At 67.9% G+C, this 24,187-nt stretch carries 20 protein-coding genes and 1 tRNA gene; 14 read left to right on the top strand and 7 right to left on the bottom strand.

Going from position 1 to position 24,187, the window contains the following annotated elements; translation table 11 throughout:
* The first annotated feature begins 15 nt into the window (after positions 1-15).
* Positions 16-1,410 carry a methylenetetrahydrofolate--tRNA-(uracil(54)-C(5))-methyltransferase (FADH(2)-oxidizing) TrmFO gene (gene trmFO / locus AC3WRC_RS02870; protein ID WP_492302834.1) on the top strand — a complete coding sequence of 465 codons (1,395 nt, stop codon included), beginning with the start codon at positions 16-18 and terminating at the stop codon, positions 1,408-1,410.
* Positions 1,411-1,429: 19 nt separating this feature from the next.
* On the opposite strand, the gene AC3WRC_RS02865 is transcribed toward trmFO, so the two are convergent.
* The gene (locus AC3WRC_RS02865; RefSeq protein WP_492302833.1) at positions 1,430-2,635 is read right to left on the bottom strand and encodes an MFS transporter; all 1,206 of its coding nucleotides are present in this window, start codon (positions 2,633-2,635) and stop codon (positions 1,430-1,432) included.
* Between the two features lie 66 nt (positions 2,636-2,701).
* On the opposite strand from AC3WRC_RS02865, the gene AC3WRC_RS02860 reads away from it, so the two are divergent.
* Positions 2,702-3,193 (top strand): MarR family winged helix-turn-helix transcriptional regulator, encoded by a 492-nt coding sequence (locus AC3WRC_RS02860; protein ID WP_492302832.1) that lies wholly within the window; start codon positions 2,702-2,704, stop codon positions 3,191-3,193.
* A 1-nt stretch (position 3,194) separates the two neighbouring features.
* On the opposite strand, the gene AC3WRC_RS02855 is transcribed toward AC3WRC_RS02860, so the two are convergent.
* Positions 3,195-3,830: a squalene/phytoene synthase family protein gene (locus tag AC3WRC_RS02855; protein ID WP_492302831.1), complete on the bottom strand. Its 636-nt coding sequence runs from the start codon at positions 3,828-3,830 to the stop codon at positions 3,195-3,197.
* Positions 3,827-4,768, bottom strand: coding sequence for a polyprenyl synthetase family protein (locus tag AC3WRC_RS02850; protein WP_492302994.1), 942 nt, complete (start codon positions 4,766-4,768; stop codon positions 3,827-3,829). Before AC3WRC_RS02850 ends, AC3WRC_RS02855 begins: the two co-directional genes overlap by 4 nt.
* Before the next feature lie 198 nt (positions 4,769-4,966).
* On the opposite strand from AC3WRC_RS02850, the gene AC3WRC_RS02845 reads away from it, so the two are divergent.
* From AC3WRC_RS02845 to tgt, 3 genes are all read left to right on the top strand, one after another.
* Positions 4,967-5,725: a tRNA1(Val) (adenine(37)-N6)-methyltransferase gene (locus tag AC3WRC_RS02845; protein WP_492302830.1), complete on the top strand. Its 759-nt coding sequence runs from the start codon at positions 4,967-4,969 to the stop codon at positions 5,723-5,725.
* Between the two features lie 63 nt (positions 5,726-5,788).
* Positions 5,789-6,262, top strand: a complete 474-nt coding sequence (locus AC3WRC_RS02840) for a hypothetical protein (protein WP_492302829.1) — start codon at positions 5,789-5,791, stop codon at positions 6,260-6,262.
* The gene (gene tgt, locus AC3WRC_RS02835) at positions 6,263-7,375 is read left to right on the top strand and encodes a tRNA guanosine(34) transglycosylase Tgt (protein ID WP_492302828.1); all 1,113 of its coding nucleotides are present in this window, start codon (positions 6,263-6,265) and stop codon (positions 7,373-7,375) included.
* 3 nt (positions 7,376-7,378) lie between these two features.
* Here the strand turns inward: tgt and AC3WRC_RS02830 are convergent, their stop codons facing one another.
* Positions 7,379-7,918: a hypothetical protein gene (locus AC3WRC_RS02830; protein WP_091745976.1), complete on the bottom strand. Its 540-nt coding sequence runs from the start codon at positions 7,916-7,918 to the stop codon at positions 7,379-7,381.
* Positions 7,919-8,030: 112 nt separating this feature from the next.
* Here AC3WRC_RS02830 and AC3WRC_RS02825 point away from each other — a divergent pair, with 112 nt between their 5' ends.
* Positions 8,031-10,505, top strand: a complete 2,475-nt coding sequence (locus tag AC3WRC_RS02825) for a PAS domain-containing protein (RefSeq protein ID WP_492302827.1) — start codon at positions 8,031-8,033, stop codon at positions 10,503-10,505.
* A gap of 1 nt (position 10,506) precedes the next feature.
* Here the strand turns inward: AC3WRC_RS02825 and AC3WRC_RS02820 are convergent.
* Positions 10,507-10,583, bottom strand: a tRNA-Lys gene (locus tag AC3WRC_RS02820).
* Positions 10,584-10,677: 94 nt separating this feature from the next.
* Here AC3WRC_RS02820 and AC3WRC_RS02815 point away from each other — a divergent pair.
* From AC3WRC_RS02815 to AC3WRC_RS02800, 4 genes are all read left to right on the top strand, one after another.
* Complete coding sequence (locus AC3WRC_RS02815) at positions 10,678-11,760, top strand: CaiB/BaiF CoA transferase family protein (protein ID WP_492302826.1); 1,083 nt, start codon at positions 10,678-10,680, stop codon at positions 11,758-11,760.
* Between the two features lie 73 nt (positions 11,761-11,833).
* On the top strand, positions 11,834-12,097 hold the full coding sequence (locus tag AC3WRC_RS02810; RefSeq protein WP_055753212.1) for a hypothetical protein: 264 nt from the start codon (positions 11,834-11,836) through the stop codon (positions 12,095-12,097).
* A gap of 44 nt (positions 12,098-12,141) precedes the next feature.
* Positions 12,142-13,932: an autotransporter assembly complex protein TamA gene (locus AC3WRC_RS02805; RefSeq protein ID WP_492302825.1), complete on the top strand. Its 1,791-nt coding sequence runs from the start codon at positions 12,142-12,144 to the stop codon at positions 13,930-13,932.
* 38 nt (positions 13,933-13,970) lie between these two features.
* Positions 13,971-18,167, top strand: a complete 4,197-nt coding sequence (locus AC3WRC_RS02800) for a translocation/assembly module TamB domain-containing protein (RefSeq protein WP_492302824.1) — start codon at positions 13,971-13,973, stop codon at positions 18,165-18,167.
* Between the two features lie 21 nt (positions 18,168-18,188).
* Here AC3WRC_RS02800 and AC3WRC_RS02795 read toward each other — a convergent pair whose 3' ends face one another.
* Both AC3WRC_RS02795 and AC3WRC_RS02790 read right to left on the bottom strand, forming a co-directional pair.
* A complete protein-coding gene (locus tag AC3WRC_RS02795; RefSeq protein WP_492302823.1) occupies positions 18,189-18,533 on the bottom strand; it encodes an arsenate reductase family protein in 345 nt (114 codons plus the stop codon).
* Positions 18,530-19,072 carry a hypothetical protein gene (locus tag AC3WRC_RS02790; protein WP_492302822.1) on the bottom strand — a complete coding sequence of 181 codons (543 nt, stop codon included), beginning with the start codon at positions 19,070-19,072 and terminating at the stop codon, positions 18,530-18,532. The genes AC3WRC_RS02795 and AC3WRC_RS02790 overlap by 4 nt, the downstream gene beginning before the upstream one ends.
* Positions 19,073-19,167: 95 nt before the next feature.
* Here AC3WRC_RS02790 and AC3WRC_RS02785 point away from each other — a divergent pair, with 95 nt between their 5' ends.
* The 4 genes from AC3WRC_RS02785 to astB are packed head-to-tail and all read left to right on the top strand — an operon-like array spanning position 19,168 to position 24,173.
* Positions 19,168-20,418: a hydrolase gene (locus AC3WRC_RS02785; RefSeq protein WP_492302821.1), complete on the top strand. Its 1,251-nt coding sequence runs from the start codon at positions 19,168-19,170 to the stop codon at positions 20,416-20,418.
* 1 nt (position 20,419) lies between these two features.
* Positions 20,420-21,427 (top strand): arginine N-succinyltransferase, encoded by a 1,008-nt coding sequence (locus AC3WRC_RS02780; RefSeq protein WP_492302820.1) that lies wholly within the window; start codon positions 20,420-20,422, stop codon positions 21,425-21,427.
* The gene (gene astD, locus AC3WRC_RS02775) at positions 21,424-22,839 is read left to right on the top strand and encodes a succinylglutamate-semialdehyde dehydrogenase (protein ID WP_492302819.1); all 1,416 of its coding nucleotides are present in this window, start codon (positions 21,424-21,426) and stop codon (positions 22,837-22,839) included. The genes AC3WRC_RS02780 and astD overlap by 4 nt, the downstream gene beginning before the upstream one ends.
* Positions 22,836-24,173 carry an N-succinylarginine dihydrolase gene (gene astB / locus AC3WRC_RS02770; RefSeq protein ID WP_492302818.1) on the top strand — a complete coding sequence of 446 codons (1,338 nt, stop codon included), beginning with the start codon at positions 22,836-22,838 and terminating at the stop codon, positions 24,171-24,173. Before astD ends, astB begins: the two co-directional genes overlap by 4 nt.
* Positions 24,174-24,187 lie beyond the last annotated feature (14 nt).

Genomic DNA, 24,187 nt, shown 5'->3' with positions numbered 1-24,187 from the left:
CGCTAGAAGGCCGCGATGAGCGCTTCCCCCTCTCCTTCCCCCATCCACGTCATCGGCGGCGGCCTGGCCGGCTCCGAGGCCGCCTGGCAGATCGCCCAGGCCGGCGTGCCCGTCGTCTTGCACGAGATGCGCGGCGTGCCCGGCGTCAAGACTGACGCCCACCACACCGATGGCCTGGCCGAGTTGGTGTGCTCCAACTCCTTCCGCTCGGACGACTGGCAGTTCAATGCGGTCGGCCTGCTGCACGCTGAGATGCGGGCGCTGGATTCGATCATCATGGCCTGCGGCGACATCAATCAGGTGCCGGCCGGCGGCGCCCTGGCTGTGGACCGCGACGCCTTCTCCCAGGCGGTGACCGCCAAACTGGCCGCCCACCCCTTGGTCACCATCGTGCGCGAAGAGATCGCCGGCCTGCCGCCGCAGGCGTGGGACAATGTCATCGTCGCCACCGGCCCCCTGACCTCCCCCGCCCTGGCCGACGCCATACTGAAGGCGACGGGCGAAGAGTCCTTGAGCTTCTTCGACGCCATCGCCCCCATCGTTCACGCCGACTCGATCGACTTCGACATCGCCTGGCGTCAGTCGCGCTATGACAAGGAGGGTCCGGGCGGCGACGCCGCCGCCTACGTCAACTGCCCGATGGACAAGGCGCAGTACGAGGCCTTCATCGACGCCCTCCTGAGTGGTCCCAAGGCTGAGTTCAAGGCGTGGGAGCACGTCCCCTATTTCGACGGCTGCCTGCCCATCGAGGTCATGGCCGAGCGTGGTCGCGAGACCCTGCGGCACGGCCCGATGAAGCCGGTCGGCCTGACCAATCCGCGCGACCCGCTGGTCAAGGCCTACGCCATCGTCCAGCTTCGCCAGGACAATGCGCTGGGCACTTTGTTCAACATGGTCGGCTTCCAGACCAAGCTGAAGCACGGGGCGCAGGCCGAGGTCTTCCGCATGATCCCGGGACTTCAGAACGCTCAGTTCGCGCGTCTGGGCGGTCTTCACCGCAACACCTATCTGAACAGTCCCCAACTGCTGGACAAGCAGCTGCGGCTGAAGGCCATGCCACGCCTGCGTTTCGCGGGTCAGGTGACGGGCGTCGAAGGTTATGTCGAGAGCGCGGCCATGGGCCTGCTGACCGGCCGTCTGGCCGCCGCGCAAGCGCTGGGTCGCGACCTGGCCCCGCCGCCGCCTGAGACCGCCATGGGCGCGCTGGTCGAGCACATCACCGGCGGGCATCTGGCCGGTTCGAAGTTCCAGCCGATGAACATCAACTACGGCCTGCTGCCGCCGCTGGAAGCGCCCAAGGTCGATGAGGCGGGCGTCAAGATCCCGCTGAAGGAACGCGGCCGGGCCAAGAAGCGACTGATGAGCATCCGGGCGATGGAAAGCCTGAAGGCCTGGCGCGACGCGGGCTGATTTCTGAAGGCCGGGCCGCTCAGTCCAGCTTGGACAGGCCCGGCCGGAACCCCAGTGTCATCACGCCCAGCAGGATGACGCCCACGCCCATCAGCACCCAGGCCTGGGTAAGGTCGGCCATGTGGTCGCGCAGCAGGCCGGCGCCTAACGGCGACAGGCTGGCGATGATGTAACCGCCGCCCTGGACGAAGGCGAGCAGATCCCCGGAGCGCGCGGGGTCGTCGATCTGGTCCATCGCCAGGATCAGGCTGAGCGGGAAGATTGCGCCGATGCCGAGGCCCAGGACGATCACGATCGGCACGGCCAGGCCGAGGGGCGCGACCACGAGACCGGCCAGACCCGCCAGGGCGAGCAGAAGCGCCGTCAGGATCGGGCCGCGCCGATCCGGAAAACGCCCGATGGTCAGCGACACCAGCAGGCCGGCCGTCACCTCCGCGGCCGTCATGCCGCTGAGCAGATAGCCGGCCGTGGCCCTCGGCTCGCCCAGGTCGATGTAGAAGGGCGGCAGCCAGGCCAGCATCAATGTATAGGCCGAGGTCCCCAGGCCCATGATCAGGATCAGCCGCCACGCCCGCCCCTGACGCCAGAAGGGCAGCTCCGGGTCCGTCGCCTCGACCACCGCGGCGCGGTTCGGCTCTTCGGCCGCGGGGTCAAGTGACGCCGCCAGCCAGATCAGAGCGGCGACAAAGGCCGGCGCGCTCCACAGCGCCAGCGTCCCGGCCCAGCCGATCGTCTCGGCCAGACCGGCCGCTGTGGCCGCCGCGACGGCGGCGCCGCCCATGATGCCGGTGGTGTAGAGCGCCATGACCGTGCCGAACTGCGCCGGAAAGGCCCGTTTGATGACGACCGGCGCCAAGGCCTGGATCAAGGCGACGCCGACGCCGACGACCACTGCGCTGGCGATCAGGCCGGTCGCACCGGTCAACACTACCCGCACCAGGCAGGCCGCGCCGATCAGAAGCGCGCCCAGCAAGATCCCGCGCCGCTCGCCCAACCGCCGACGCAACGGCCGGATCGACAGGGCGCCCAGACCGATCATCAGCACGGGTAAGGTGGTCAGCAGGCTGGCGGCGGTCGAACCCATGCCCGTCGCGCCCTCGATCAGATCCAGCAGCGGCCCCACCGCCGCCATCGCCGGCCGCAGATTCAGCGCCAGGGCGACGATGGCCGCCAGCAACAGCAGCGAGGCGCCGCGCGCGGGCGTGGCGTCAGATCGTGCGGTCATGGTGGGGACTCCGACTGAAAATCGCGCTAGTCTCTCGACCTCAAGTATCTCGATGTCAAGATAACCATGCCCGATAGAGCTTCTCGCGCCGCCGCCCAATGGGCCGTGCAACGCCCCGACCTGGACATGTTGCCGATGGAGGTGCTAGGACGCCTGAACGAGGCGTCGCAACTGGTGATCCGCGAGCGCCAGACGCCGCTGTTTGCGCGCCATGGTTTGCAGCACGGCGAGTTCGACGTGCTGGCGACGCTGCGCCGATCGGGCGAACGCGAAGGCCTGACGCCGACGGCGCTGTTCGAGGCGGCCATGATGTCGTCCGGCGGCATGACCGCGCGGATCGACCGGCTGGAAAAGGCGGGCTGGGTCGAGCGGCGCCCGCATCCGAGCGACCGACGGGCGACCCTGGTCCGTCTGACGGACAAGGGTTTCGACCTGATCGAGACGATCATGCCCAGCCATCAGGATACGGCCAAAGAGGCCTTGAGCGGCCTGTCGCGAGAAGATCAGAAAACGCTGAACGCCCTGCTGACCTGCTTGATCGCCGGCCTGAACGGCTAGGTCAGATCCGGCCGCGCAGCACGGCCCAGAGCAGGCGCAGCCGCTTCAGCGGCTCCGGTTGGTCCGGATCGGTCAGGGCGGCGTGAGCCACGGCCGGAAATCCCTCGGGCGGAAGGCGTTTCAGCGCCCCATTGGCGGCGGATTTCAGGGACGCCGCCTCCTGGCGCCGGCCGGTCTGCGTCAGCCCCCAGACGCGGGCCGCATCGGCCACGGCGGCGTCATGCCCCTGCCCTGCCAGCACACGCGTCGCGACCTGCATTGGGCCAACGTAGAAGGCGTCGAGGTCGTGCGGCTGTTCGCGCACGCGGCCGATGTGGGCGTCGATCAAGGCGTCGAACCGCGCGCGGTCCAGGCCGTGACGCGCGACAAGTTCAGTCAGGGACTCCAGCACCGGATGGCCCTTGCGCGGCTCGCCGGCGAAGACACCGTCCATCTGTTCCGCCCACCAGGTATAGCGCATCTCGGCCAGGAGCGGCTGGGTCACGCGCGTAGGGATGGTCATCAGCTCGGCTTCGAAGGCGTAGAGCGTGATCAGGTCGGCGCGGGCGCGGTCATCCGCGACCAGGCGACTGGACAGCCAGCGGTCGAGGTCGGCGGTGCGGACCTGTTGGTCGAGCGTATCCGCAGTCTCGGTCAAGCGGCGCGCGACACCGCGAAATCGGCGAGGTCTTCCAAAGCAGTCCGCCAGTCGCTGGGCGGCAGGAACGACAGGGCAGCCTTCGCCTGATCGGCATAGTCGCCGGCCAGGTCTAGGGTCGCGCCGATGGCGCCCGAGCCGATGATCAGTTCGCGCGCGCGGGCGAAGTCTTCGGGCGTCCGCTCGCCCTTGGTCACGGTGCGCTCCCAGAAGGCTTCCTCGCGGCCGCGCGTTCGGGCGACGGCCAGCAGCAGCGGCAGGGTCGCCTTGCCCTCGTTGAAATCGTCGCCGGCGTTTTTGCCCAGGGCCTCGGCCGTCGCGCCGTAGTCCAGGGCGTCGTCGGCCAGTTGGAAGGCGATGCCCAACGCCATGCCGTAATCACGCAAAGCTTTGATCGCGGCCGGATCGGCCCCGGCGCCCACCGCGCCCGCCTCGGCGGCGGCGGCGAACAGTTCGGCGGTCTTGGCCGAGATGATCTGCAGATAGGTGGCCTGGTCCAGATTCAGGTCGTGGGCGCGCGTCAGCTGCAGCACCTCGCCTTCGGAGATGACCCGCGAAGCCTCGGCCAGAATGCCCAGGGCGCGCATCGAATCCGTCTCGACCATCAGTTCGAAGGCGCGGGCGAACAGGAAGTCGCCGACCAGGACGCTGGTGGGGGCGCCCCAGATCAGATGGGCCGCGACCTTACCGCGACGCAGCTCGGACGCATCGACGATGTCATCGTGCAGGAGCGTGGCGGTGTGGATGAACTCGACCGCAGCGGCCAGCTTGCGCGGCGCGACGATGTCGTCCGTCGCGCCCACGGCGCGCGCCGCAGCGACGGTCATCAGGGGTCGCAGACGCTTTCCGCCCGCCGACACCAGATGTTCGGCCAGTTTCGGGATGATCGGCACGTCCGACTGCATCCGATCCAGGATCAGCGCGTCTACGGCCGCCATATCGACCTCAGCCAGCCGGACAAGGGCGTTGACGTCCCCCTTCGGGCGGTGAGCGGCGGCGATGGCGACGTCCAAACGAATACTCTTTCACTGGCGCGGCGGGCCGCGGGAATGGCTTTTTGCGGCCGGGCCGGCTTGCCCCCGCGAGTTGCGGCGCACAATGATGTTCGACCCCTTGAGGGTCAAGGAGATTGAGGCTTGGAGCCGGTCGAAACCCTGCCGACGGCGATCGTCGAGAACGGCCTGTTGAACGGCCGGGTGCGCTTGCGTCAACCCGCGCGCGGCTATCGCGCCGGGATGGATGCGGCTTTGCTGGCGGCGGCGGTCCCGGCCGAGGCGGGCCAGAGCGTGATCGAGGCAGGCTGCGGGGCGGGCGCGGTCCTGATGCAAATCGCGGCGCGACAGCCCGGCGTGACCCTGACGGGCGTGGAGCGCGATCCGGCGATGGCGGCGCTGGCGACCGAGAATGCGGCGCTGAACGGCGCAGCTGGATCAGCTATGATTCGTCAGGGCGACGTGGCGGCCGGGTTTCGGGCCCTCGGCGTGGAGCCGGCCGACTGGGCCATATCCAATCCCCCCTTCTTCGATGACGCCACGGCGTTGCGCGCCCCGGCCGAGGGCAAGCGGGGCGCCTGGATGGCCGACGACGGGCTGAAGGCGTGGACCGATTTCCTATTGAAGGCGGTGAAGGAAGGCGGGCGCATCGTGGTCGTTCACCGCGCCGACCGACTGGCCGATCTGATGGCTCTGCTGGGCGAAAAGGCGGGGTCGTTCGCCGTGCGGCCCATCCATCCCTTCGCGGACGAGCCGGCCAAGCGGGTGCTGGTGCACGCCATAAAGACCGGGCGCGCGCCGCTGCGTCTGCTGCCGCCGCTGATCCTGCACGACCGCGAGGGCGGCAAGCACACCTCCCAGGCCGAAGCCATCCTGCGCGGCGAGGCGTCGCTGGGATGGTGATCGGGTGGTCAATCGCGACCGAAACGCCTAAATGCCGCCTCCTGACGAAATCGAGCCCGCCCCGTGTGCCCCGACGACCTTCCGCATGATCTTCAAGACGGCCTGATCGCCGTCGGCGAGGCCGCGCGCGACCTGCGCGAGCCGTGGTGGATCTTCGGCGGAGCGGCCATGGCGCTTTATGGCCTGACCGACATCCATGTGCCCGACATCGACGTGCTTTGCGCGCCCCGTGATGCACGCAGCCTGCTGGGCGCGCTTGGCGGCGTGGTGATACCCGATCCGGGCGAAGGCCTGTTCCGCTCCGCCGTCTTCGGCCGCGCGCCGGATCAGCCGATACTGGTCGAGGTCATGGCCGATCTGGAAACACGCGACGGCGGCGACTGGACGCCAGTCGCCTTCGGCTCGCGTCGCCGCGTCTTCGTCGAGGACACGCCCCTGTTCGTCCCGGACATCCGGGATCACATTGCCCTGTATCGCCTGTTCGGCCGCCCCAAGGATCTGGCGCGCGTGGAACAGCTTGAACGACTGATCGCCTGAATGCCTTTCCCCTTCCAGATTTCCGCCACCGAGGGCCGCGCCCGCACCGGGGTGTTGAAGACCGCGCGCGGCGACATCCGCACCCCCGCCTTCATGCCGGTCGGCACCGCCGCCACGGTCAAGGCGATGACGGTGGATCAGGTCAAGGCGACCGGCGCCGACATCCTGCTGGGCAACACCTATCACCTGATGCTGCGCCCTGGGCCCGAGCGGATGGAGCGTTTGGGCGGGCTTCATACGTTCATGGGCTGGGACAAGCCGATCCTGACCGACAGCGGCGGGTTCCAGGTCATGTCCCTGGCCGGCATCTCCAAGGTCAAGGAGGAGGCCGTAACCTTCTCCAGCCACATCGATGGCTCCAAACATGTTCTGACGCCCGAGCGGTCGATCGAAATCCAGGCCGACCGAATCGGTGCCGACATCTCGATGCAGTTGGACCAGTGCGTCGCCTATCCGGCCGAGAAGGACGCAGCCAGAAAGGCGATGGAGCTGTCGATCCGCTGGGGTGCGCGGTCCAAGGCCCGGTTCGGCGAACGTGAAAACCAGGCCCTGTTCGGCATCCAGCAGGGATCCACCTTCGAGGACTTGCGCCGCCAGTCATCGGAGCAACTGCAAGAAATCGGTTTCGACGGCTACGCCATCGGCGGTCTGGCGGTCGGCGAAGGCCACCAGGCCATGTGCGAGGTGCTGGACTACGCGCCGGAAATGCTGCCCGCCGATCGTCCGCGCTATCTGATGGGCGTGGGCAAGCCGGTCGACCTGGTCGAGGCGGTGTATCGCGGCGTCGACATGTTTGACTGCGTCCTGCCGACCCGCGCCGGCCGTCACGGTCAGGCCTGGACCTGGGATGGCCCGCTGAACCTGAAGAACGCCCGCTTCGCCGAGGATCAGGACCCGCTGGACCCGACAATCGACGGCCCGTCATCGTCGTATTCGAAGGCCTATCTGCACCACCTGATTCGCGCCGACGAAATCCTCGGGAAGGTGCTGCTGAGCTGGCACAACATCGCCTTCTATCAGGCGCTGACGGCGGCCATGCGCGCAGCGATATCCGAGGGCCGGTTCGAACAATTCAGGCGCGACTTCCACGCCCGCCACACGTCGAACGGCTGACGGCTAGGGGTGCGGTCTGAACCAGCTGGGCGCCGCCGGCGGCGCGCAGTTCCGCTGCATGCCCATGCCTTTCAGGAAGGCGCGGCGCATTCGGCCGGACTGGATGGCCGACTGAACGTGCTTTGAGTGCTGTTCGGCGCCGCTCAGTCGACGGATCCAGTTTCGGCCGGGAATAAAGTCTGTCGTCGTGTCGCGAATGGCGTTCAGCGCCGCCTTGGCCGCCGCATCCGCCGCCCGCTCACTGAGATAGGAGCCATCCTGACGGGGCGGTTCGTCCGTATCGGGTCCCAGCGCTTCGTCGAGCCTTGCGACCTCTGCGCCGATGGTCGTGCACTGATTCAGATTGCGCAGGTCGTAGGGATTGGCTTCGGCCTGAAGCAGCACCGTCGGGATCATCTGACGACGCAGGTTGAAGTCTTCCAGCGGAGCCGTCGCCGCCGCCGCGAAGCCTGCCCCGACCTGTTCGGCGCCGCCCATCGCCGACCGACCGGCATTGCAACCGGAGAGCGCAACAAGACTGACTGCGAGAAGAAGGCGTTTCATGTGATGGCTTAGACCACGCCTCGGCTAACGATTAAAGCGTAGCGGCGGAAGCGTTCGGTAACGAAGAATTCTCTGATTTTATGTCACTTTGGCCGGTCGTTGGAGTTCGGTCGTGCCTTACATCGCCAAGAGCCTGGAAGCCCTGGACGCCCCTGCCGGACCGTTCCAACGTCTTACGGAACTGGCCTGCACGGTTTTCGATGCGCCCGCCGCCGTCGTCACCCTGGTCAGCGGCGACAACGCTGTCCTCTGGTGCAGCGATCGTGAACTGGTTCGAAGCCTGCCGCGCGAACGCACCCTCGGCGACCGTCTGCTGCGCCAGGGCAAGGGCGCCGTCCTGGTGGTCGAAGACGGCCTGGCGGACCCCGCAGCGCGCAATCATTTCCTGGTGGCGCCCCCCTATAATTTGCGTTTCTACGCCGGCGTTACGATCTGCGGCCCGGACGGTCGGCCGCTGGGCGCGTTCGGCGTCATGGATCGCCAACCCCGCCCTCACCCCTCCGACGCCCAGATCGCGACGCTGCGAACCTTGGGCGCCATGGCCGAAGACATCATCGCGTCGCTGGAAGTCGGTCGCGTCAGCGATGAGCGCCACGGCACGCTGGAGCTGATCGAAAACATGGCCGGCGTCGGTCATTGGCGGTTGGAGCTGGCCAGCGGCAAGGTCCACTGGTCCGACGAAGTGTTCCGCATCCACGGTCTGGATCGCAAGACCTTCGATCCGCAGGTCGATTCGGCCATCGACCGCTATCATCCTGACGACAGGCCCGGATTGTTGGCGGCGATCGCGCATTCGGCCGAAACGGGCGACGGCTACAAAATGCGTCTTCGGTTGATCCGCGCCGATGGCGAGGAGCGTGCGGTTCTGACCCAGGCGCGCGCCGAACGTGACGACGCCGGGGTCGTGAAGGTCCTTTACGGCGTGTTTCAGGACATCACGGACCAGCAGGCCCAGATCGCCCGCGCTCAGCGTGACGAGGCCCGCTATCGGCTGTTGGCCGAAAACGTGGGCGACGTGATCACCCGCGTTCGCCCGGACGGCACCAGCAAATACATCTCGCCGGCGATCGAAAGCCTGCTCGGCTGGACCACCGAAGAGATGAACGGTCGACCCATGGACTATGTCCATCCCGACGATCGGGAAATGGTGACCCGGGCCGTGCTGGGCACCATCCACACCAAAGAGCCGTGCCGGCTGGAGCACCGCGCCCTTCATCGCGACGGTTCGATCGTCTGGGTCGAATGCACCTTCCGCGCCCTGGCCGCCGAGGCGGGCAAGCCGTCGGAGGTGGTGGTGGTCATCCGTGACATGACGGATCGCAAGATCCTGGCCGACGAACTGGTCACCGCGCGCTACCGGGCCGAGGCGGCGGCGGCGGCCAAGAGCGAATTCCTGGCGAACATGAGCCACGAACTGCGCACGCCGCTGACCAGCGTCATCGGCTTTTCCAACCTGCTGAAGGCCAGCGAGGCCTTGCCCGAGGCCGAGAAGGGCTATGTCGCGCGCATCGCCACGGCTAGTGAAGCCCTGCTGTCGGTCATCAACGACGTGCTGGACTATTCCAAGCTCGAAGCCGGCATGATCGAGCTGGAGCCCCAGCGGTTCGACCCGGCCGCCCTGGCGCACGAGACGGTCCAGATGATGGAGGCCCAGTGTCTGGCCAAGGGTCTGGCGCTGCACGTCGATCTGGCGCCGGACATGCCGGATCGCCTGATGGGCGACCAGGCCCGTCTTCGACAGGTCCTGCTGAACCTGCTGGGCAATGCCGTGAAGTTCACCCGCCAGGGCTCGGTCAGTCTGTCGGTCGGCGGTGCAATGGACGATAGCGGCGCATGGCGTCTGACGGCCGAGGTGACCGATACCGGCATCGGCATGAGCGCTCAGACCCAGGCCCATCTGTTCGAACGTTTCTCGCAGGCGGATCGGTCGACGACCCGGCTCTACGGCGGCACCGGCCTGGGGCTGGCGATCTCGCGGCGGCTGGCGCGGGCGATGGACGGCGACATCGTCGTCACGAGCCAGCCCGGCCTGGGATCGACGTTCAAGGTGACCGTCCCGCTGCACATCGCCGAGGGCGGATCGGAGGCCGAGGGGCCGCGCCTCAGCGTCATGCCCGAGGGCCGCGTGCTGATCGCCGACGACGCCCCGGCCAACCGCGAACTGATCAGCGTCATCCTTGTCGGCATGGGACTAGAGGTCGCCACCGCCAGCGATGGAGCCGAGGCGGTGCATGCGGTGCAGTCCGAAGTCTACGACCTCGTCCTGATGGATATGCAGATGCCGGTCATGGACGGCCTGACAGCCACGCGCGAGATTCGCCGGATTGAGCAGGGCAGCGGACGCCGACTGCCGATCATCGCCCTGTCCGCCAATGTTCAGCCGGACCAGATCCAGCTGTGTCGCGACGCCGGCATGGACGACCATCTGGCCAAGCCGCTGCAACTGCCCGCCCTGGTCGCCACCCTGTCGAAGTATCTCGACAAGTCGAACGCACCGATCGCGCGGGATGCGACTGCGCCGGGGTCGTTTCGCGACCCACTGAAGGCAAGGCCCGGACAGCAAAAAGCCCGCCGAAGCGGGCTTTAAATGGTACGTCCTCTCGGGCTCGAACCGAGGACCCTCTGATTAAAAGTCAGATGCTCTAACCAACTGAGCTAAGGACGCACCGCGCGACGTCCGGGCTGGCCCGAACCGTCGAAGGGCGCCTTCTGTTGTAATCCGGCCTTCCGGTCAAGACCCGGTCTGCTACTCATTGGGCATGAAACCGTTAAATGGCGTCCGCATCATCGAATTCGACGGCCTGGGGCCGGTCACCTTCGCCGGAATGATGCTGGCGGACCTGGGGGCGGAGGTGGTGCGGCTGACGCGCGACGCCTCGGCCGGACCGGCGGTCTTCGACGAGGTCGGAGGCGAGGTCCTGCACCGGGGACGAGCGGCGGTTCCCGTCGATCTGAAATCAGCGGCCGATCGCGAGCGCATCCTGCAGCTGATCGATGGGGCCGACGCGGTGATCGAAGGTTTTCGACCCGGCGTCATGGAGCGGCTGGGCTATGGTCCCGACGCCCTCCAGGCGCGAAAGCCCGCTCTGGTGTTTGGACGCGTGACGGGGTGGGGCCAGACGGGGCCGCTAGCGAATGTAGTCGGGCATGATCTGAACTACATCGGCCTGTCCGGAGTGTTGCATGCCATGGGCGAGGCGGATCATCCGCCCTCCCCGCCGTTGAACCTGGTCGGAGATTACGGTGGCGGGGCCATGCTGCTGGTGGTCGGAGTGCTGGCCGCGCTGGTGGAGGCTAGGACAACGGGCAAGGGACGCGTGGTGGACGCCGCCATGGCGGACGGGGCGGCTCTGCTGGGCGGTCTGTTCCAAGCCTTGCGGGGTCGGGGACTGTGGAGCGACCGGCGCGGATCCAACCTGCTGGACGGGGGCGCGCCCTTCTATCGCTGCTACGCCTGTCGCGACGGTGGGTTCGTGGCGGTGGCGGCGCTGGAGCCGCGTTTCTACGCCGCGCTGCTGGCCGGCTTAGAGATCGATCCGGCTGATGCGGTTCAATACGACATCGCCGCCTGGCCGGCCCTGCAAGCGCGGCTTGCGGCCTTGTTTGCAAGCAGAGACCGCGATGACTGGAGCGCCCATTTCGCCGGGACGGAAGCCTGCGTCACGCCCGTGCTGAGCCTGGCCGAGGCGCCGGATCATCCGCACAATCAGGCGCGTGGAACATACCACAGCGGCCTGCCGCAACCCGCGCCCCGTTTCGACGGCGTAGTTGCTGCGCCCTCCCCCAAGTCCGAACTGACCTTGGATCAAATGGTCACAAAATGGTCCGATCACGCAGGATGACCGACGCAGATTTCGGCGCTAAGGGAACAGCTTAGCGCGACAGGCGTTTGGTCGGCGGAGACCGGGGACTTTCATGACACGCTCGATTTTTGTCTTGGCCGCCGCCGCCAGCGTGCTCGCGCTGTCGGCCTGCGACGACCGTCCTTCCCGCTCGGACGACGACAATCGCGAGATGTCGGTCCAGCCGGCGCCTCCGCCGGTCAAGGAAGAAGCCCCCCCGCCTGCGCCAGAGGTGCAGGATCCGACGCCCACGCCTCCGCCGTCGACGACGCTTCCGCCTGAGGAACGCACGTCGGAACAGTCGGTCCAGCCCGAGAGTGAGACGCTGTTCTACTGACGAACAGGTATGCCGGGGGGCGTCCTTTTGACGAAAGATCGAGTTTGACGTTCAGGCCTACCCTGCTGGTCGCCCTCGCGGCGTTTTCGGCCTGCGCCCATGCAGCGGCGGCGGAACCCCGCGCACAAATCCGGGGCGACATGGACGGCGATCTGCGGCGGGCGCTGGAGCGGGCCGTGGGCGAGGTTGACGGCGCGCCGGCCAGCCGCTTCGAGGCCCGTCGTCGCGCCGAGAGCGCCGTGACCTCGGCGACCGCCCTGCTGCGGTCCGAAGGCTACTATCAACCGGTCGTCGAAGACATCGTCGAGGGTGAGGAGACGCCGATCGCGGTGGTCGCGGTCGAACCGGGGCGCCGTTTCCTGCTGACCGATCCAACGATCCAGTGGGCCGATCCAGCGCCGGAGGCCGAGGCGGCTGACAAGGCGAAGACTGCGATCGCGCTGAAGGCGGGCGATCCAGGTAGAGCGGCAGACGTCATATCCGGCGAAGGTCGGGCCGTGGCGGCGCTGGTGCGTGACGGCTATGCCGACGCCAAGGCCAATCCGCGCCGTGTCGTGGTGGATCACGCGGCCTTCACCGTCGCGCCGGAGTATCGCATCGCCTCCGGCGCGCTGGTGCGTCTGGACGGCGTGCGCCTGACCAGTCAGGGGCGAACCAATCCCGCCTGGGTCGCGGGCCTTGCGCCGTGGAACGAGGGCGATCGCTACGATCCCGAAATGGTCGCGGAGTTGGAACGCCGGCTGCTGGATACCGGCGTTTATGACGGCGTCAGCGTCGCGCTGTCGCCGCTGGATCAGATCACCGCCGGCGGTCATCGCCCCGTGGTGGTCAGCCTGCAAGACCGCCCCCGTCGCGTGCTGGAGGCCGGCGCCACCTGGTCGACGGCGGAGGGCGCGGGCGTGGACGTGATCCAGACCCGCTACAATCGCTTCGGCCGCGCCGACACCCTGAGGCTGGAGGCGCGACTGGCCGACATCGACAGCCGGATCGGCGCCGACCTGTCCCTGCCCCACTGGCGTCGGCCCGGCCGGACGCTGAAGCTGGGCGCGGCGGTCGTCAACGAGGACACCGACGCTTACCTACGGACCGCCGTGGTTCTGTACGCCGACCTGCAACAACGGATCGGCAAGACCTCCTATTTCAACTACGGGATCGGGCTGGACGCCGGGCGCTACAGCGAGACCCGCTACGACTTCACCACCCTGCCCCCTCAGCGCGTGACCTTTGACCGCGATCTGGCCATCATCACCGCGCGGACCAGCGCCTACATCGACCGCTCCAATGATCCGCTGAACCCGACCAAGGGCTGGCGGGTCAATCTGGCGGTTCAGCCGACGGCGGTGACCGGCGCGAGCAACATCCTTTTCCTGCGCACCGAAACGCAAGGCACCGCCTACTTCCCCGTCGCGGGTGATCGCACCATCCTGGCCGGGCGCATGAAGATCGGCTCCATCGTCGGCGGCAGCGAGCTGAACGTGCCGGCCGACCGTCTGTTCTATTCCGGCGGCGGGGGTTCGGTGCGGGGTCATTCGTATCAGAACGTCAATCCGCAGCTGCCGGACGGCACGCCGCGGGGCGGTCTGTCGCTGTTCGAAACCTCCTTCGAGGTACGCCAGTCGATCGGTCAGAGCTTCCAGGCCGTCGCCTTCGTCGACGCCGGCTCCGTGGGCTTCCAGGAGACGCCGAACCTGACCAACATGCGCTACGGCGCAGGCGTGGGCGTGCGCTACATGCTGCCGTTCGGGCCGATCCGGGCGGATGTCGCCATGCCGCTCAACAAGCGTGAGGGCGACTCGGCCTTCCAGATCTACATCAGCATCGGGCAGGCGTTTTGACCGATACACCGCCCGAAGCCACGCCTGAAGACGCGACGATGCCGGCCAAGGCCGCGCGGCCCGCAAAGCCGCGTCGCGGGCTGATCAGACGCATCGCCCTGGGCGTGGGCGTCGTGCTGGCCGGACTGCTGGTGCTGATCGCCGCCGCCCTGGTCGGAGGGCGTTACTACATCGCCTCGGACGGCGGTCGCGACATGGTTCTGCAACGGCTTCAGGACCTGAAGATCAGCCGCTACGGCCGGCTGAAGGTCTATGGGCTGAAGGGCGATCTGCTCAGCGACTTCACCATCGACCGCATCACATTGGCCGACAGTCAGGGCATCTGGCTGGAGGCGAACAACCTCAGCATGGACTGGTCGTATCTGGCGCTGCTGGGCCGCAGTTTCCATGCGAACGACATCAAGGCCGAGACCATTCGCGTCCTGCGTCGGCCTGTGGTCGAGCCGCCCACCGGCGAACCGCCCAGCCCCCAGCCGATCTCGGTCCGCATCGACAAGTTCGCGGCCAACATCGAACTGATGGAAGGTTTTTCCAAGGAATACGGCCGTTGGAGCCTGTCGGGGAACGCCAGCTTGCCGCGCGCCGGCGCCAAGAGCGCGACGGTCAACGCCGACAGCCTGAACCGGCCGGGCGACTTCCTGCGTCTGGCGGCGACCTTCGGGGGCAAACTCGAAGATACGCGCCTGAACCTGCGCGCCAATGAGGCTCTGGGCGGACCGCTGGCCGGCGCCTTGGGCTATTCCCCGGATCAGCCGTTCTCGGCGGTCGCGGTTCTGAACGCCGATGTCGTAAATGCGCGGGTCCAGACGGGACAGTTCGTCCCCCTGATCGTCCAGGGCCATTTCGGCGACAAGGGCTCGCGTGTGGCGGGCTTCGCCGACTTCAGCAACTCGGACCTGCTGGCGCCCTTCGTCACTAAGATCGGCCGCACGGCGCGGTTCGGCTTCGCCATGGTGCCGACGCCGGACAAGGCCAGCCAGGGCGTTGCGTGGAAGCTGATTTCCGACAATGTCCAGTCCGAAGCGCGCGGCCTGATCCGCAACTCCGATCGCAGCTCGCCCGACGGAATCAGCCTCAACATCCGGACGGCCTCGCTGAGCCGGCTGGTCGGGTCCGATGTGGCGGGACCTGCGGCCTATTCCGGCCTGTTCAAGGGCGACGCCCAGACCTGGACGCTGGACGGCCAGGTCACCCTGCTGAACGCGAATGTCGCCAGCTATCGCGCCACGCGCATCGCCGGACCGCTGAACGTCGCGGTCAAGAACGGCCGCATCGATCTGGACGGCGACATTCGTGCGAACGGCGGATCGGGCGAAGGCATCATCGGCGGTCTCCTGGGGCCGGCCCCGCGCGTGCAGATGAAGGCGGCGCGGATGAAGGACGGCGCCATCCTGCTGACCAAGGTCGATCTGCAGGGCCAGGGCCTGACGCTGAACGGCTCGGGCTCGCGCAATCTGCTGGGCGGGATGAACTTCCGCGGCGAGGCGCAGTTGACCGATGCCAGGCGCGTGCTGCCCGACGCGCGCGGCGCCTTCGGCGGTCCGATCCGGGCCTCGTCGGCGCGGGCCGGCGCGCCGTGGATGCTGAACTTCGACGGACGGGGCCGCAATCTGACGGTGGGTCTGGACGAGCTGGATCGCCTGCTCGGCAAGACGCCGCGTCTGCAACTGGCCGGCAAGCTGAACGGCGGACGCATCGAGGTCGAGCGCGGCGAACTGACCGGCGCGGCCGGGCGCGCGGGGGCCAAGGGCATCATCGAAACCGCCGGCAAGCTGAGGCTGGCGCTGGACTGGAACGCGCGCGGCCCGTTCGCGGCCGGGCCGGTCGAGATCGGCGGCGACATGAATGGACGCGGCGCCCTGACCGGCACCCTGGCCCAACCGCGCGTCGATCTGACCGCCGGCTTCCAACAGGTCACGGCCGGCGCGCTGACGCTGAACAACGCCGACCTGACGCTCAGCTTCCGCAAGGGCGCGGATGCGTCGGACGGTCGGATTTCGGTGGTCAGCGGCTCGAACTATGGTCCGGCGCGCGCGTCGGGCAACTTCTTCCTGGGCGGCAAGCGCATCCGATTGAGCGATCTGGACGTGGACGCCGGCGGCGTGACGGCCAGGGGCGCCATCGCCCTGTCCGACAGCATTCCCTCCAGCGCGGACCTGACCTTCTCGGCGCGGGCGGGCGCCTTCCTGGCTTCGGGCGAAGCCAACGGACGGGTGCGGCTGACCGACGGCGGCGGATCGGACAGCGCCATTCTGGACGTCAGCGGTCGCAACGTCCGGCTGGCCGGTCAGAGCTGGATCATTCGTAATCTGGATCTGGACGGGCGCGGCACGCTGAACAACCTGCCCTTCACCCTGGCGCTGGACGTGGGCGGCCCAACCCCGGCTCAGTTCAACGGCACGGGCGTCTATTCCCGGCAGAACACCACCCACGGTCTGACGCTGCGCGGCGGCGGCCGGGTGCGAGAGGTGGCGTTCACGACCCGCAGTCCGGCCTCGATCACCCTGAACGGGGCCACCCGCACGGCGCATCTGGATCTGGGCGTGGGCGGCGGCGTGCTGCTGGCCGACTTGCGGCAGGATGCACGCGGCGCCGCGATCCAGGCCGACCTGACGCGGGTCGATCTGGGCTCCCTCTCGCCCGAACTGCGCGGCAGCGTGACCGGTCAGGTCGCCCTGCGCGGCGCCGGCAGCGATCTGTCAGGCACGGCCAATATTGTGCTCCAGAACGTGCGCAGCATCGATGCGCCGCGCGGCCTGGCCGTCGATGGGCGCGTGGACGCGACCCTGGCGGGCGACCGGCTGAGCATCAAGGCGACGGCGGTCGACGAGGGCGCGGTTCAGGCGTCCGCCGATGTCGTCCTGCCGGTCGAGGCCTCTGCGGCGCCGCTGCGGCTGGCCATCGCCCGGACGCGCGAGATGTCGGGCCGAGTGTCGATCAATGGGCAGATCCAGCCGATCTGGGACCTGTTCCTGGGCGGCGACCGCAGTCTGGCCGGTCAGGTGGCGGGTCAGGCGACGATCGGCGGGACGCTGAACGCGCCGCGCCTGAACGGCCGATTCGATCTGAGCCAAGGCTCCTATCGCGAGAATGCGGTCGGTCTGGTGCTCAGCGACCTGACGCTGCGGACGCGCTTCGATGACACGGCCGCCCAGATCGAGACCTTCACAGCCAATGACGGCAAGGGCGGCACGGTGTCCGGCCAGGGCCGCATCGGCCTGCGCCAAGGCTCCGGATCGAACGCACAACTGATGCTGAACCGCTTCCGGGTCATCGACAACGATATCGCCGAGGCGCGCGCCTCGGGCCCAATCACCATCGTTCGCGGCGCCGACGGCAATATTCAGCTGGGCGGCCGCATCGACATCGACGAGGCCAAGATCGAACCGGAACTGCCCGGCGCGACCGGCATCGTCTCGATGGATGTGGTCGAGATCAATCGCCCCGGCGGCGATCCGGAGGAGAACGAGCAGAAGGCGCGGGGTCCGCAGATCGGCATGGACATTGTCCTGCGTTCCAGCGGCGGCAAGGTGCGGGTCAACGGTCGCGGCCTGAACGTGATCCTGGACGTGAACGCCCGGGTGCGCGGCACGATCGCCCAGCCGCAACTGACCGGCACGGCCAATGTAGTGCGCGGCGATTATGAGTTCGCGGGCAAGCGGTTCGTGTTCGACGACACCGGGCGCGTCACCCTGTCGACCGATCCCAAGCAGATCCGTCTGAACCTGGCGGCGACGCGCGAGGACGCGGCACTGACCGCCTCGATCAACGTCACCGGCACGGCCGCCGAACCGAAGATCGCCCTGACCTCCACCCCGTCCCTGCCCCAGGACGAAATCCTGTCGCAGGTGCTGTTCGGACGGTCGGCGTCGCAGCTGTCGGCCTTCGAGGCGGCGCAGCTGGCGGCCGGGGTCGCGGCCCTGGCGGGCGGCGGCGGGTTCGACGTGATCGGCAACCTGCGCGAACTGGCGGGCCTGGACCGGCTGTCGTTCGGCGGCGACGCTTCTGCGGTCACCGTTGCGGGCGGTCGCTACATCACCGACGACGTCTATCTGGAGGTCATCGGCGGCGGTCAGAACGGCGCGGCGGTCAAGGTCGAATGGCAGCCTCGGCGCAACGTCGCCATCGCCTCGCAGTTCGGCGGCCAGGGCCAGACCAGCCTGTCGATCCGCTGGCGTCACGAAAGCCGCGAGGCGGGCGACCGTCGTCCGAACCGGGGCGGCCGCAACCGCTAGGCCGCCCCATCGGATCTGTCGCTAGAGAACGTCCAGCACCCGCTCTACGGGTCGTCCGATGACCGCGCCCTTATCGGTTTCGACGATCGGACGTTCGATCAGGATCGGCTGAGCGATCGCTGCGGCCAGGATGGCTTCGTCATCTGCGCCGGCGTCCAGCAGCGCCTTGGCGTCGGCCTCCTTCCTGCGGAGCAGGCCGGACAAACCGAGGCCGGTTCTGGACGCCAATCGCTCCAGCGTCTCGCGGTCCCATCCGGTCTTCGGATATTCGACGACCGTCGGCTCGACGCCCTGCTCGCGCAGCAGGGCGAGGGCGTTGCGCGACGTGCTGCATTTCGGATTGTGGTAGAGGACGACCGACATCATGCCTCCTGCTTCAGACGATGCAGCAGCATGGCGCCCTGCAGCGACGCGACATAGATCACGCCCGACACGAGCATGGCGGGCCAGGTCGTCAGGTTGATCCACAGCGGAAGGTCCGGCGATGGCATGGTCCCCAGCAGCCGCATCCCCAGATTGGCCACTACGCTGTAGGCGATCAGCGCCAGCATGATGATCGGGATGGCGCGCGTCATCATGCGCCACTGAACCACCGCCACGACGCCATAGAACAGGACGGAGAAGATCGCGCCCGAGGCGATAGCGAACGGCCAGATGACCTTCATCATCTCCTGCTGCATGGCCAACTGATCCGCCGACAGACCCATCTTGGCGTACTCCGCGCTCATCGCCGTCTCGAACCAGCCCGAGGCGAACATCCACCAGGTCGGGATCAGGCCGACGATCAGGGCGATGACCAGGCCGATCACCATCGAGCGCGCCGAACGCTGGGCCTCGGCCATGCCGCGCGGCAGCTTCAGCGGGTTCATGGCGCGGAGCCAGAGATCGATCTTGTTGCGTGTCATGGGGCCCTCGCTTCGAGCGGAACCTAGCGGTGATCGGCGATGACTTACAGGCCCCGACCTTCACCTTTGGGGTCGAGGCGTCTAGGGTCCGGGCGATGCGGATTCTGACCTCGGACCAGGCCGTCCTCGACCACGTCGCCGCGCGACGCGAGACGATCATCGGCCGCACCATCGACTGGGCGAACATCAACTCCGGCAGCCGCAACGCCGCCGGTCTGAATACTGTGCTGGATGCGCTGGAATCGGCGGCGAGCGCCCTGACCGCCACCGTCGAACGCCTCCCGACGCAGGGTTCGACCACCGTCGCCGACGACGGATCGGTCCGGACCGAGGCCCATGCCGACGCCCTGAAAATCACCGCCCGGCCGGAGGCCCCGATCCAGGTCGTGCTGACCGGCCACTATGACACCGTCTTCCCCGCCGACAGCCGGTTCCAGACCGTGACCACGCGGGCCGACGGCGCCCTGAACGGGCCGGGCGTCGCCGACATGAAAGGCGGGATCAGTGTGCTTCTGGCCGCGCTGGAGGCGTTCGAGACCCATTCAGACAAACACGGCGTTGGCTGGACCGTGCTGCTGAGCCCCGACGAAGAAATCGGCTCACCTGCTTCAGCCCCGCTGCTGGCCGAACTGGGTGCGCGCGGCCATGTCGGCCTGACCTACGAACCGGCGCTCGCGGACGGCACGCTGGCGGGGGCGCGCAAGGGCAGCGGCAACTATCATCTGATCGTGACGGGTCGCGCCGCGCATGCCGGCCGCGCCTTCGACGAAGGCCGTAATGCGATCGCCGGCGCCGCCATCATCGCCGCCGCCCTGCATGGACTGAACGGTCAGCACGAGGGCGTCACCGTCAACGTCGCCAAGATTTCGGGCGGAGGCGCGCTGAACGTCGTCGCAGACAACGCCGTGGTGCGGTTCAACGTCCGGGTGCCGGACAAGGCGGCTGCAGACTGGATCGACGCATCCGTGCGGGCCATCGCCGCGACACCGCCGTTCGAGGGCCTGACGCTGGATCTGCACGGCGGCTTCACCCGTGCGCCCAAGCCGATGGACGCCGCCCAGACCGCCCTGTTCGAGGCGGTGAAAGAGGCGGGCGCCCTGTTGGGCCAGCCCATCGCCTGGAAACCGTCGGGAGGGGTGTGCGAGGGCAACAATCTGCATGCCGCCGGCCTGCCCAATATCGACACCCTGGGGGTGCGCGGCGGAGACATCCATTCGGATCAGGAGTTCGTCTGGCCCGACAGCTTCGTCGAACGCGCCCAGCTTAGCGCCCTGATCCTGTGCAAGATCGCATCGGGTGAAATCGATGCGGCCAAACTGAAATCCCTGCGGATGGAAACCCTGTAGAATGCTTGTCGTCCGTCCCGCCGGCCCCGCCGATCTCGATCATCTGCTGGAACTAGCTATCCTGTCCGGCCCCGGCTTCACCAGCCTGCCTGAGGACCCCGACGCCCTGGCTGATCGGCTGGAGCTGAGCCAGGCGAGCTTTGAAGGTCGCGTGCCATGGCAAGAGGCCTGGTACACCCTGATGCTGGAAGACGGCGACACCGGCGACATCGACGGCGTCGGCTCGGTCAAGGCCACGGTGGGGCTGAAGCGACCCTTCTTCTCGTTCCGCGTCGTCAACAACACCGTCCAGTCGCCCTCGCTAGGGGTGAAGCTGGATCACCAGACGCTGGTTCTGGTCAATGAATGCACGGGCTGGACCGAGGTCGGTTCGCTGTTCCTGAAGGCGGATCGGCGAAAGGGCGGCGCGGGTCGTCTGCTCAGCCAGTCGCGATATATGCTGATCGGCGCACAGCCCGAGCTGTTCGCCGACAATGTACTGGCCGAGTTGCGCGGGGTCTTCACGCCCGACGGCGCCTGCCCGTTCTGGGACCACGTGGCGCACAAGTTCTTTCCGATGGAGTTCGACCACGCCGACCGGATGACCGGCTCGACGGATAAGCAATTCATCCTCGACCTGGCGCCGCGCCACCCGATCTATACCGAGGTGCTGCCCGAACCGGCCCGCGCGGTGATCGGCAAGGTCCATCCGCAAGGCGTGCCGGCCATGGCCCTGCTGGAAAGCGAGGGCTTCCGGCCCAATGGTCTGGTCGACATCTTCGACGCCGGTCCGACCGTCGCCTGCGGCCGCGACAATATCCGAACTGTGCGCGATGCCCGGCGCCTGACGGTTCAGATCGTCGAGGGGGTTGAAGCCGAGTTGCCGGCCCTGATCTCGACCGACAGCGTCGCCGCCTTCCGCGCCGTCCGCGCCAAGGCCGACATCGATGGCGACGCCGTTCGCCTGAACGCCGAAACCGCCGCCGTGCTCAAGGTGCGCGGCGGAGACACTGTGCGAGTAAAATCATGACCCGTTTCACCTCCACCGATCCCGCCACTGAAGCGACCAACTGGGAAGGCGAGGCCGCCAGCCCGGCCCAGGTCCAAGCCGCCGTCGACGCCGCCCGCGCCGCCTTCCCCGCCTGGGCCGATGCGCCGCGCGCCGAACGAATCGACGCGGTGAAGCGCTATCAAGCCGTCCTGAGAGATCGCGCGCCGCAGATCGCCGAGGCCATCGCGCGCGAGACCGGCAAGCCGCTGTGGGAAACCAAGACCGAGGCCGCCGCCATGATCGGCAAGGTGGACATCTCGATCCGCGCCTATGACGAGCGCACCGGCGAGCGGACCAGCGACACGGCGTTCGGCCGCGCGACCCTGCGGCACCGTCCACACGGCGTCGCGGCGGTGCTTGGCCCGTTCAACTTCCCTGGCCATCTGCCGAACGGCCATATCGTCCCGGCCCTGCTGGCGGGCGACACGGTCGTCTTCAAGCCGTCGGAAGAAACGCCCCTGGTCGGTCAGGTGATGGCCGAAGCCTTCGCCGCCGCCGATCTGCCCACCGGCGTGGTCAATGTGGTCCAGGGCGGTCGCGAGACCGGGGCGGCCCTGCTGGACGCCGGTATCGACGCCCTGATGTTCACAGGCTCGGGCGCGGCGGGCGCGCATTTCCGGCGCAAGTTCGCGGATGATCCCCACGTCATCCTGGCGCTGGAATTGGGCGGCAATAACCCACTGGTCGTGTGGGACGCAGCGGATGCCGAGGCCGTCGCGGGCATCGCGGTTCAATCCGCCTTCATCACCACCGGCCAGCGTTGCTCGTGCGCGCGTCGCCTGATCGTGCCGGAAGGACCGCAAGGCGATGCCATCATCGAAGCCATCGCCGCCCTGTCCGACCGGCTGATCTTCGGCCCGTGGGACAACGATCCCGAACCGTATGCCGGACCGCTGATCTCTGCGCGTGCCGCCGAGGCGGCGCTGAAGGCTTTGCAGGACCGGATCGACATGGGGGCCAAGGTCATCCGCGCCTCTGGACCGGTCGCCAATCTGCCCGGCGCCTTCGTCAAACCGGCCATTATCGACATGACGGGGGTCGATGTTCCGGACGAGGAGATGTTCGCCCCCTTCCTGTCGGTGACGCGCGTCGCCTCGTTCGACGCGGCCATCCAGGCGGCGAATGCGACCCGCTACGGCCTGTCCGCCGGTCTGGTCAGCGATGATCCGAAAAACTGGGACCACTTCATCCGCCGCATCCGGGCAGGCGTGGTCAACTTCAACCGGCCAACCACCGGCGCCGCCGGCGACATGCCGTTTGGCGGACTGGGGGCCAGCGGCAACCACCGGCCCAGCGCCTATTACGCCGCCGACTATTGCGCCTATCCGGTCGCCAGTTTCGAGGCCGACGCCGTCGCCAACATCGAAGGCGAGATCAAGGGATTGCGATGATCAGCGCTGTCGAGGCCAACGCCGACGGTCTGATCGGGCCGACCCATTCCTACGCCGGTCTGTCTCCGGGCAATCTGGCGTCCAGCCTGAACAAGGGCGAGGCGTCCAATCCCCGCGCGGCCGTGCTTCAGGGCCTCGACAAGATGAAGACCCTGGCGGACCTGGGCCTGCCCCAGTTCGTCCTGCCGCCGCATGAGCGACCGAATATCCCCTTCCTACGGAGCCTAGGCTTCGCCGGCTCGGACGCCCAGGTCCTGGAGCGGGCCTGGCGGAGCGCGCCCTCGTTCGCCGCCGCCGCCTGTTCGGCCTCGCCGATGTGGGCCGCCAACGCCGCGACCGTGACGCCCAGCGCCGACGCCGCCGACGGCCGAGTGCATTTCACGCCGGCCAATCTGCACACCAATCTGCACCGCAGCCTGGAGCACCGGCAGACCAAGCGCGCCCTGGACGCTCTGTTTCCTGACGCCAGCCGGTTCGCCGTCCACGACGCCCTGCCCGCGGTCGCGCATCTGGCCGACGAAGGCGCCGCGAACCACGTTCGCCTGTGCGCCGAGCATGGCGGTCGCGGCGTCAATCTGCTGGTCTGGGGTCGCGAGGCGTTCGAGCCTTGGGACGGCCCCTTCCCCGCCCGCCAGACGCGCGAAGCGTCGGAAGCCATCGTCCGCCGCCACGAAGCCGGACGGCCGGTCCTGGCCCAGCAATCCCGCGCCGCCATCGCGGGCGGCACCTTCCACAACGACGTCGTCTGCGTCGGGGCGCTGGACACCTTGTTCTTCCACGAGTTGGCGTTCGAGGACACGGCCGCAACCCAGGCCGCCATTCGCCGCGCGGCCGATGGCCTGTTTGAGCCGATCTTCGTCGAGGTGTCGTCCGCCGACCTGCCGCTGGCCGACGCGATCTCGAGCTATCTGTTCAACTCCATGCTGATCCAAGTCCCGGGCGAGGATCGCCTGACCCTGATCTGCCCGACCGAGACCCGCGACAACCCGCGTAGCCATGCGGTGGCGCAGGCGCTGGCCGCCTCCAACGGTCCGATCGGCCGGGTCCATTACGTCGACGTGCGCCAATCGATGCGCAACGGCGGCGGACCGGCCTGCCTGCGCTTGCGTGTCGTGCTGACCGAAGCCGAGCTGGCGGCGACGAACCTGGCCATGCGCCTGACCGACGATCTGCATGCGCGTCTGTCGGATTGGGCCGGGCGCTGGTACCGCGACGAACTGCGCCCCGCCGATCTGGCCGACCCTGACCTGCTGTTCGAAAGCCGCAGCGCGCTGGACGAACTGACGACGATCCTGAACCTCGGAACCGACTTCTACCCCTTCCAGAGAGGCTGATCCGGCCATGACGA

This window comes from Brevundimonas sp. EU05-FHT14B07 (assembly GCF_058790795.1).
Note: the sequence above shows the minus strand (reverse complement) of the source record. Positions and strands in the feature narration are given on the sequence as shown.

Bases quoted from the DNA above. Each gene is read 5' to 3' on its own strand.
- AC3WRC_RS02850 (WP_492302994.1), bottom strand. From the start codon at position 4,768: ATGGCGGCCGTAGACGCGCTGATCCTGGATCGGATGCAGTCGGACGTG.
- AC3WRC_RS02810 (WP_055753212.1), top strand. From the start codon at position 11,834: ATGACACGCTCGATTTTTGTCTTGGCCGCCGCCGCCAGCGTGCTCGCG.
- AC3WRC_RS02865 (WP_492302833.1), bottom strand. From the start codon at position 2,635: ATGACCGCACGATCTGACGCCACGCCCGCGCGCGGCGCCTCGCTGCTG.
- AC3WRC_RS02830 (WP_091745976.1), bottom strand. From the start codon at position 7,918: ATGAAACGCCTTCTTCTCGCAGTCAGTCTTGTTGCGCTCTCCGGTTGC.
- AC3WRC_RS02790 (WP_492302822.1), bottom strand. From the start codon at position 19,072: ATGACACGCAACAAGATCGATCTCTGGCTCCGCGCCATGAACCCGCTG.
- AC3WRC_RS02780 (WP_492302820.1), top strand. From the start codon at position 20,420: ATGCTTGTCGTCCGTCCCGCCGGCCCCGCCGATCTCGATCATCTGCTG.
- tgt (WP_492302828.1), top strand. From the start codon at position 6,263: ATGCCTTTCCCCTTCCAGATTTCCGCCACCGAGGGCCGCGCCCGCACC.
- trmFO (WP_492302834.1), top strand. From the start codon at position 16: ATGAGCGCTTCCCCCTCTCCTTCCCCCATCCACGTCATCGGCGGCGGC.
- AC3WRC_RS02860 (WP_492302832.1), top strand. From the start codon at position 2,702: ATGCCCGATAGAGCTTCTCGCGCCGCCGCCCAATGGGCCGTGCAACGC.
- astB (WP_492302818.1), top strand. From the start codon at position 22,836: ATGATCAGCGCTGTCGAGGCCAACGCCGACGGTCTGATCGGGCCGACC.
- AC3WRC_RS02800 (WP_492302824.1), top strand. From the start codon at position 13,971: ATGCCGGCCAAGGCCGCGCGGCCCGCAAAGCCGCGTCGCGGGCTGATC.
- AC3WRC_RS02785 (WP_492302821.1), top strand. From the start codon at position 19,168: ATGCGGATTCTGACCTCGGACCAGGCCGTCCTCGACCACGTCGCCGCG.
- astD (WP_492302819.1), top strand. From the start codon at position 21,424: ATGACCCGTTTCACCTCCACCGATCCCGCCACTGAAGCGACCAACTGG.
- AC3WRC_RS02795 (WP_492302823.1), bottom strand. From the start codon at position 18,533: ATGATGTCGGTCGTCCTCTACCACAATCCGAAATGCAGCACGTCGCGC.
- AC3WRC_RS02815 (WP_492302826.1), top strand. From the start codon at position 10,678: ATGAAACCGTTAAATGGCGTCCGCATCATCGAATTCGACGGCCTGGGG.